The organism is Streptomyces sp. SID5910, from assembly GCF_009862125.1.
Taxonomy (GTDB): domain Bacteria; phylum Actinomycetota; class Actinomycetes; order Streptomycetales; family Streptomycetaceae; genus Streptomyces.
This window is the reverse complement of sequence record NZ_WWHX01000535.1, coordinates 1-8,174: the sequence shown is the minus strand read 5'-3', so window position 1 is coordinate 8,174 and position 8,174 is coordinate 1. Positions and strand designations below refer to the sequence as shown.

7 protein-coding genes and 2 pseudogenes are annotated in these 8,174 nt (G+C 71.1%); 3 read left to right on the top strand and 6 right to left on the bottom strand.

Translation table 11 applies throughout. The features are described from left to right. The 4 genes and pseudogenes from GTW67_RS18795 to GTW67_RS18780 all read right to left on the bottom strand — a co-directional run. Window positions 1-432: pseudogene (locus tag GTW67_RS18795) on the bottom strand (serine/threonine protein phosphatase); the annotation flags it as partial. A 280-nt stretch (window positions 433-712) separates the two neighbouring features. Then, window positions 713-1,417, bottom strand: coding sequence for a cytidylyl-2-hydroxypropylphosphonate hydrolase (fomD, locus tag GTW67_RS18790; protein ID WP_161165978.1), 705 nt, complete (start codon window positions 1,415-1,417; stop codon window positions 713-715). Between the two features lie 77 nt (window positions 1,418-1,494). Beyond that, window positions 1,495-2,880, bottom strand: coding sequence for a class II fumarate hydratase (locus tag GTW67_RS18785; protein WP_161165977.1), 1,386 nt, complete (start codon window positions 2,878-2,880; stop codon window positions 1,495-1,497). A gap of 83 nt (window positions 2,881-2,963) precedes the next feature. Next, entirely contained in the window at window positions 2,964-4,631 is a 1,668-nt protein-coding gene (locus GTW67_RS18780) for a fumarate hydratase (protein ID WP_161165976.1), read from the bottom strand. A 237-nt stretch (window positions 4,632-4,868) separates the two neighbouring features. Here GTW67_RS18780 and GTW67_RS18775 point away from each other — a divergent pair, with 237 nt between their 5' ends. After that, window positions 4,869-5,567, top strand: coding sequence for a DUF1707 domain-containing protein (locus GTW67_RS18775; RefSeq protein WP_161165975.1), 699 nt, complete (start codon window positions 4,869-4,871; stop codon window positions 5,565-5,567). Between the two features lie 103 nt (window positions 5,568-5,670). Further along, complete coding sequence (locus GTW67_RS18770) at window positions 5,671-6,051, top strand: WhiB family transcriptional regulator (RefSeq protein ID WP_161165974.1); 381 nt, start codon at window positions 5,671-5,673, stop codon at window positions 6,049-6,051. A 194-nt stretch (window positions 6,052-6,245) separates the two neighbouring features. Here GTW67_RS18770 and glpX read toward each other — a convergent pair whose 3' ends face one another. Continuing rightward, window positions 6,246-7,280, bottom strand: coding sequence for a class II fructose-bisphosphatase (glpX, locus tag GTW67_RS18765; protein WP_161165973.1), 1,035 nt, complete (start codon window positions 7,278-7,280; stop codon window positions 6,246-6,248). Window positions 7,281-7,404: 124 nt separating this feature from the next. Between glpX and GTW67_RS18760 the strand changes: the two genes are divergently transcribed. Beyond that, window positions 7,405-7,938, top strand: a complete 534-nt coding sequence (locus GTW67_RS18760) for a DUF4245 domain-containing protein (protein WP_346010686.1) — start codon at window positions 7,405-7,407, stop codon at window positions 7,936-7,938. Window positions 7,939-8,023: 85 nt separating this feature from the next. Here the strand turns inward: GTW67_RS18760 and GTW67_RS18755 are convergent. After that, a pseudogene (locus GTW67_RS18755) lies at window positions 8,024-8,174 on the bottom strand (malonic semialdehyde reductase); the annotation flags it as partial.

Genomic DNA, 8,174 nt, shown 5'->3' with positions numbered 1-8,174 from the left:
GATCCGCCGGGTCGCGGCGCCGACGAACCGCAGCCGGTCCCCGTCCCGCCGCATGGGCGTGGGCCGTCCGGGTGCGGTGGGCTGCCCGGTGCGCCGGTCCGGCTCGGGTGCCGCCTCACGGCCGCCCTGCCCCGACGGCGCCCCTGCCGAGGTGCCGTCCGGCTGGACCGGGACACCGCCCTCGGCCGCGGGTCGCGGGCGGTGGGTGTCGGACCCGGCGGCGTGCTCCGCACCCGGCTGGGAGTGCTCGAAGACGGCCCCGCCTTGGACGGGCGGTGTCTCACCGGGGCGGCCCTGTGCCGGTAAGGCGGCATCGGGGGACCGCGGCGGCACGGGGGCACGGAGGAACGCCCCGCCGGAGTCCGTGGGGTCGGCGCCCGTCGGGGGGCGTTCGAAGGAGGTCGGGTGCTCCGTCACGCGTGTCGAATCCATCCGTCCGGGACTGCGCGCGGCGCGTGCAGTTCGTCCCGCAGAAATCCCGATACCCGCAAGACGGGCCCCAGGAACGGAATTCCCGCGTGGTCAGAGGCTGTTCCTGTGCCACCGGAGGGCCGTTCGCGACCCGTACCGGTATTGCCCTCGTACCCCTCGCTCACGTCCTGCCGCCCCTCGGTGACGATCGGTCAAGCACAGTGCACGCTCCGCCGGTTGCCGCTGCGCACCCTTGCGGAGGACGATCCTACGTTTCTTGCCCGGGGGCGCATCAAGGGTCTCATGGGGACACGTGCGCGGGCGTGCGATCCCAGTCGCCGGGCAGCGACGGTACCGGCCAGGACGGATCCGGGCGCCACTGTTCCCAGCCGTCCGAGAACGGCGGCCCCCAGGCCCGGATCACCTCGACCGCCGCGCGTCCCGCCCTGCGCACCCGCTCGGCGAGCGAGGCGTCCACCAGCCGGTCCCGCTGGGCCTGCGCGAACTCGTCCTCGTCCCGCCAGTGCCAGCCGCGGTCCGGCTCCACGGTGATGTCCAGAAAGTGATCCTCGGAGTCCACGCCGCCCTCCCAACGGGTCAGCGGCTCCTCCAGGTTGACGTACCAGTTCTTGAACTGCCAGCCCGGGTCCCAGAACAGCCACACCGACCAGGGGTCACCGGGCCGGGCCAGCTTCAGCACACCGGTGCCGAACCAGCGGTCGCGCTGCACGGTGCGCGGCTTGGTGTAGCGCGACGACAGCGGCTCCAGGTGCACGGGCGTGCCGTCGGCGAGCACCGGCTTCACGCACTCGGTGCCGGGCGCCATCCACACGGCGAGCAGGTCGGCGTCGTCGCGGACGACGGTCACGGGGCGCGCGATGTGGAAGTGGCGGCCGCCGTTCTCCCGGTACCGCCACAGGATCTGACTGCCGGGCGCCCAGAAGTCCGCCGGGGCGGCCGGACCGCCCGCCCGTGCCGTCGCGCTCACCGCTTCACCGTCTGCCATGGACAGATATTAGGTGCCCAGGCCATCGGATGCGGGGGTGATCGCCAGGAGCGCCCGCGCGGGCGACGGCCGCCCGGTCACGGACGGGTCATCCGCAGCACGTCCAGGGCCTCGTCGAGCTGCTCGTTCGTGAGGTCGCCGCGCTCCACGTACCCGCCCTCCAGCACCACCTGACGGATCGTCTTCCGCTCCGCCAGCGCCTTCTTGGCGACCTTGGCGGCCTCCTCGTACCCGATGTACTTGTTGAGCGGCGTGACCACGGACGGCGAGGACTCGGCGTACTCGCGGGCCCGGTCGCGGTGGGCGACGATGCCGTCCACGGTCCGGTCGGCCAGCAGCCGCGAGACGTTGGCGAGCAGCCGCACCGACTCCAGCACGTTCTTGGCGATGACCGGCAGCATGACGTTGAGCTCGAAGTTGCCGGCCGCGCCGGCGGTGGCGACGGTCGCGTCGTTCCCGGTGACCTGGGCGGCGACCATGAGCACGGCCTCCGGGATCACCGGGTTCACCTTGCCCGGCATGATGGACGACCCCGGCTGGAGGTCGGGCAGCGAGATCTCCGCGAGCCCGGTGCGCGGCCCGGAGGACATCCACCGCAGGTCGTTCGCGATCTTCGTCAGCCCGACGGCGATCGTCCGCAGCTGCCCGCTGGTCTCGACGATGCCGTCCCGCGCGCCCTGCGCCTCGAAGTGGTCGCGCGCCTCGGTCAGCGGCAGCCCGGTCGCGCGGGCCACCTCCTCGATGACGGCGGCGGCGAAACCGGGCGGGGTGTTGATGCCGGTGCCGACGGCGGTGCCGCCCAGCGGCAGCTCGGCGAGCCGGGGCAGCGAGGCCTCCAGCCGCTCGATGCCGTACCGCACCTGCGCCGCGTACCCGCCGAACTCCTGGCCCAGGGTGACGGGCGTGGCGTCCATGAGGTGGGTCCGCCCGGACTTCACGACGTCGGCGAACTCGGCGGCCTTGCGCTCCAGGGCGCCCGCGAGGTGGTCGAGGGCCGGGATCAGGTCCCGGCTGACGGCGGCGGTGGCCGCGATGTGGATCGACGACGGGAAGACGTCGTTGGAGGACTGGGAGGCGTTGACGTGGTCGTTGGGGTGCACGTCCCGGCCGAGGCGCTCGCTGGCCAGGGTGGCGAGGACCTCGTTGGTGTTCATGTTGGACGAGGTCCCCGAGCCCGTCTGGAACACGTCCACGGGGAAGTGCTCGTCCCACGTCCCCTCGGCCACCTCGCCGGCCGCCGCCTGGATCGCCGCGGCGACGTCCTTGTCGAGCACTCCCAGCTCGGCGTTGACCTTGGCCGCGGCGCCCTTGATCCGCGCCAGCGCCTCGATGTGCGCGCGCTCGATCCGCTGCCCGGAGACGGGGAAGTTCTCGACGGCACGCTGCGTCTGCGCCCGCCACTTGGCGTCCGCGGGGACGCGGACCTCGCCCATGGAGTCGTGCTCGATGCGGTAGTCGCTCATGACCGGTACAGCGTGTGGGGGGACGCGAATGTTCCGCCCTCGCCCGCGATTCAGCCCCGTCGACCCTTCCCGTCCCGGACGGGCTACGCCAGCCCCGGCCCCCGCACCGGAATCGACGTGAACGTCGGCGCGGGCGCCGGGTCCTGGAAGAAGTCGTTGCCCTTGTCGTCCACCACGATGAACGCCGGGAAGTCCTCGACCTCGATCTTCCAGACCGCCTCCATGCCGAGCTCCTCGTACTCGACGACCTCGACCTTCTTGATGCAGTCCTGCGCGAGCCGCGCCGCCGGACCGCCGATCGACCCGAGGTAGAAGCCGCCGTGCGCGTCGCACGCGTCGGTGACCTGCTTGCTCCGGTTGCCCTTGGCCAGCATCACCTTGGAGCCGCCCGCCGCCTGGAACTGCTCCACGTAGGAGTCCATCCGCCCGGCCGTCGTCGGACCGAAGGACCCGGACGCGTACCCCTCGGGCGTCTTCGCCGGACCGGCGTAGTACACCGGGTGGTCCTTGAGGTACTGCGGCATCTCCTCGCCCGCGTCCAGCCGCTCCTTGATCTTGGCGTGCGCGATGTCGCGCGCCACGACCAGCGGGCCGGTCAGCGACAGCCGGGTCTTGACCGGGTGCTTGGTCAGCTCGGCGAGGATGTCGTCCATGGGCCGGTTGAGGTCGATCTCGACGACGTCCCCGTCCGACTCCAGGTGCTCGTCCGTCGTCTCCGGCAGGAACCGCGCCGGGTCGGTCTCCAGCTGCTCCAGGAACACGCCCTCGGCGGTGATCTTCGCGACGGCCTGCCGGTCCGCCGAGCAGGACACCGCGATGGCGACCGGGCAGGACGCGCCGTGCCGGGGCAGGCGCACCACGCGCACGTCGTGGCAGAAGTACTTGCCGCCGAACTGCGCGCCGATCCCGATCTTCTGCGTCAGCTCGAAGACCTTCTCCTCCAGCTCCTTGTCCCGGAACCCGTGCCCGAGCTCCGAGCCCTCGGCGGGGATCTCGTCCAGGTAGTGCGCGGAGGCGTACTTCGCGGTCTTCAGCGCGTACTCCGCCGACGTACCGCCGACGACGATCGCCAGGTGGTACGGCGGGCAGGCGGCCGTACCCAGCGAGCGGATCTTCTCCTCCAGGAACTTCATCATGGAGGACTCGTTCAGGACGGCCTTCGTCTCCTGGTACAGGAACGACTTGTTGGCCGAACCGCCGCCCTTCGCCATGAACAGGAACTTGTAGGCGCCGCCGTCGGTCGCGTACAGCTCGATCTGCGCCGGGAGGTTGGAGCCGGTGTTCTTCTCCTCCCACATGGTGAGCGGAGCCATCTGCGAGTAGCGCAGGTTCAGGTTCTGGTAGGCGTCGTAGATGCCCCGGCTCAGGGCCTCCTCGTCGCCGCCCGCCGTGAGCACGTTCTGCCCGCGCTTGCCCATGACGATCGCCGTGCCGGTGTCCTGGCACATCGGCAGCACACCGGCCGCCGCGATGTTCGCGTTCTTCAGCAGGTCCAGCGCCACGAACTTGTCGTTGGACGACGCCTCGGGGTCGTCGATGATGCGGCGCAGCTGCGCGAGGTGGGCCGGGCGCAGGTAGTGCTGGATGTCGTGGACGGCCTCCTCGGCCAGCTTGCGCAGCGCCTCCGGCTCCACCTTGAGGAACGTCCGCCCGTCGGCCTCGAAGGTGGAGACACCCTCCGAGGTCACCAGCCGGTACGGAGTGGTGTCCTCGCCCTGGGGGAGCAGATCGGTGTACGCGAACTCAGGCATCTCGCCCATTCCTCACTCGACATCACGCGCGGCTGGATTTCGCTGGATCTCTCAGCAACGACGGCTGGCCTCCGTTGGCAGCGTCCACCAGCGTAAAACCTGTCGCCGGCGGCGAGCTTGTGAGGTAAGGCTCAGTAGTCCGCGGACGGGCGGCCGGGGTCTTGGCGGGGGCATGGACCGCGACAAGGTTGTCCACACCCCTGGTCGCGATCTATCGCGTTTCGGTACGCTGCCGGGGTGGACCTTCAGAAGCACGACCGACAGCCGCACGCGGGCACGGCGCCCCACGTCACCGAGCTGCGCGCCTCGGACGCCGACCGCGACCGCATCGCCGACATGCTGCGCGAAGCCCTCGCCGAGGGGCGTCTGACCGCCGAGGAGCACGCCGAGCGCGTGGAGGGCGTGCTGGCCGCGAAGACGGTCGGTGAGCTGGACGTCTTCGTGCGCGACCTGCCCGCCGCGCACGAAGGACGGAGCGCCACCGCGACCCCGGCCCCCGACCGCCCCACCCTCGGCGCGATCCCGGCCGACCCCGAGGAGAACCTGGTGGCGGTGTTCAGCAGCGCCGTCCGCAAGGGCCGCCGGCGCGCGAGCCGCCGTATCCACGCGTACGCGGTCTTCGGGAGCGTCGAGATCGACCTCAGCGAGGCGCTCTTCGAGCACCAGCAGGTCGTGATCAAGGCGTTCGCGGTCTTCGGCAGCGTCGAGGTCCGGGTCCCGGAGAACGTGTCGCTGCGCGGCGCGGGCGGCGGCGTGCTCGGCAGCTTCGAGGTCGACACCCTCGACTCCGCCGAGGCCGACGCCCCCGTCATCTACGTCGACGGCTGGGCCGTGCTGGGCAGCGTCGAGGCGCGCCCCAAGCGCGGCAAGCTCGTCGCGGACATCCTGGACCGGGTGCACCGCAAGGTGGAGAAGGGTTTGCGCAAGCACGTGTAGCGCGGCGCCCGCCGCGGTGGGAAACCCAGTGCATAGGCGCGCGCACAGCGGGTAAGCCTGACGCATCGTCTCTCGCTCGCGAAGCCGTCGTCAGGAGTAGACCGTGCTGCAACCGCCGCATTCGTCCCTGCAGGTAGCTGCCGTTCCGGCCCAGCGGGTGCCTGTGCGGGACAGGGACCAAGACGCTCCGTGGCACACCGAGGCGGTGTGCCGGCGCGACGAGGCCGGACTGTTCTTCGCACCCTCCAAGGAACCCACCGCCGCCCGGCTCTCCCGCGAGGAGGCGGCCAAGCGCGTCTGCGCCCAGTGCCCGGTCATGGTCGAATGCCGCGAGCACGCACTCCTCCAGCCCGAGCCCTACGGCGTCTGGGGCGGCCTCACCGCCGCCGAACGCCGAGTCGTCCTGGCAAGGCGCCGCCGCCGCGACCTGGAACTCAAGAAGCCCCCCCGCCCCACAACAAGCCACATAGCCGCGGCGGGCTAGACCGCAAGCATGCGAAAAGGCACCCTCTCCGCACAGAGGGTGCCTTTTCACGCCGGGACGGATGTCCCACCTAGGGGCGCGGGGCTGTGTCGATCTGCGGCTCCGCCGCGCGGGCGCGACAAGCCACGACGCACCGGCACTCGCCACGCAACAGCACCCCCCACCTCAGAGGGCGCCCCGCACAACCGACGGCGTCACTTCGCGCGGTCGAAATCAATCGCGCTGTACGCCCGCAGCTTGCTCAGCCGATGCTCGGAGTCGATCCTCCGCACCGTCCCCGACTTCGACCGCATCACGATCGAGTCGGTCGTCGCCGTCTCGGACCGGTACCGCACGCCGCGCAGCAGCTCCCCGTCGGTGATGCCGGTCGCGACGAAGAAGACGTTGTCCCCGGAGACCAGGTCGTCCGTGGTCAGCACCCGGTCCAGGTCGTGCCCGGCGTCGATCGCGCGCTGCCGCTCCTCGTCGTCCTTCGGCCACAGCTTGCCCTGGATGGTGCCGCCCAGGCACTTCACGGCGCAGGCCGAGATGATGCCCTCGGGCGTACCGCCGATGCCGAGCAGCAGGTCGATGCCGGTGCCCTCGCGCAGCGCCAGGATGGAGCCGGCCACGTCACCGTCGGAGATCAGCTTGATCCGGGCGCCGGTCTCCCGGACCTCCTTGATCAGGCCCTGGTGCCGGGGGCGGTCGAGGATGACGACGGTGACGTCCTCGGGGGTGCGCCGCTTCGCCTTGGCGACCCGGCGGATGTTCACGGACACGGGCGCGTTGATGTCGACGAAGTCGGCGGCCTCCGGCCCGGTGACCAGCTTGTCCATGTAGAACACGGCCGACGGGTCGAACATGGACCCGCGCTCGGCGGCGGCCAGCACCGCGATCGCGTTGGTCATGCCCTTGGCGGTCAGCGTGGTCCCGTCGATCGGGTCGACGGCGATGTCGACCTCGGCGCCGGTCCCGTCCCCGACCTGCTCTCCGTTGAAGAGCATCGGGGCCTCGTCCTTCTCCCCCTCGCCGATGACGACGACGCCGTTCATCGAGACGGTGGAGACGAGGGTGCGCATGGCGCGCACGGCGGCACCGTCCGCGCCGTTCTTGTCACCGCGCCCGACCCAGCGGCCGGCGGCCATCGCCGCGGCCTCGGTGACCCGGACGAGTTCCAGGGCGAGGTTGCGGTCGGGGGCCTCTGAGGGGACGTCCAGCTCGGACGGCAGATGATGATGCTCGGTCATCGGAGCGCACCTTTCTGATACGACGACGGCCGGATGAGGGTATGGGCGCACTCTATCGTCAGTCCGACAAAATGAGCAGGGGACCCCACGGATGAGCGGATCGGGGACCTGCGACGATAGGGGCGTGGCAGGTACGAAAGGCAAGCAGAAGACGGCCCGGGACATGATCCTCTCCCTGGGGGTCATCGTGCTCGTGGGCATGGTGATGTGGCTCTTCATCCCGCACGACGAGGGCGAGCCCGACATCAAGCGTGTCGACTACCGGGTCGAGCTGCTCACCGCGCGCCGTGCCGCGTCGTACCCGATCGCGGCGCCCGAGGGGCTGTCCAAGGACTGGAAGCCGACCTCCGTCCGGTTCCGCGGCGACGACTTCGACGCCTGGCACCTGGGCTTCCGCGCCCCCGACGGCGAGTACGTGGCGGTCGAGCAGTCCACGGAGAAGCCGGTCACCTTCATAGAGGAGGCCAGCCAGGGCGGCCAGAAGACCGACACCACCCAGCAGATCGCCGGCCGCACGTGGACCCGGTACGAGGGCGGCCGGTACGACGCCCTGGTGCTCCAGGACGCGGACGGCGCCAAGGGCGCGACGACCGTGGTGGCGGGCACCGGGTCGTTCGAGCAGCTGGCCGACATGGCGGCGGCCCTGAAGACGGGCTGAGTGCCCGCCGCACACGGCGTACGACCAAGGCCCCCGGCGATGTGCCGGGGGCCTTCGTCGTACGGGTGGCTGCGCGGGCGCCGCCTCAGACGGTGGTGACGACCTGCTCGTACGACAGGCGCGGGGAGCGCGGGAACCAGGCGTCCGGGCCCGGGCGGCCGATGTTGACGACCATCAGCGGGGTGTGGTCGTCGTCCAGGAACTCCTTGCGCACGCCCTCGAAGTCGAGGCCGGTA

Coding starts and splice junctions, on each gene's coding strand:
- fomD (WP_161165978.1), bottom strand. CDS start 1,417: ATGGCAGACGGTGAAGCGGTGAGCGCGACGGCACGGGCGGGCGGTCCG.
- GTW67_RS18785 (WP_161165977.1), bottom strand. CDS start 2,880: ATGAGCGACTACCGCATCGAGCACGACTCCATGGGCGAGGTCCGCGTC.
- GTW67_RS18780 (WP_161165976.1), bottom strand. CDS start 4,631: ATGCCTGAGTTCGCGTACACCGATCTGCTCCCCCAGGGCGAGGACACC.
- glpX (WP_161165973.1), bottom strand. CDS start 7,280: ATGACCGAGCATCATCATCTGCCGTCCGAGCTGGACGTCCCCTCAGAG.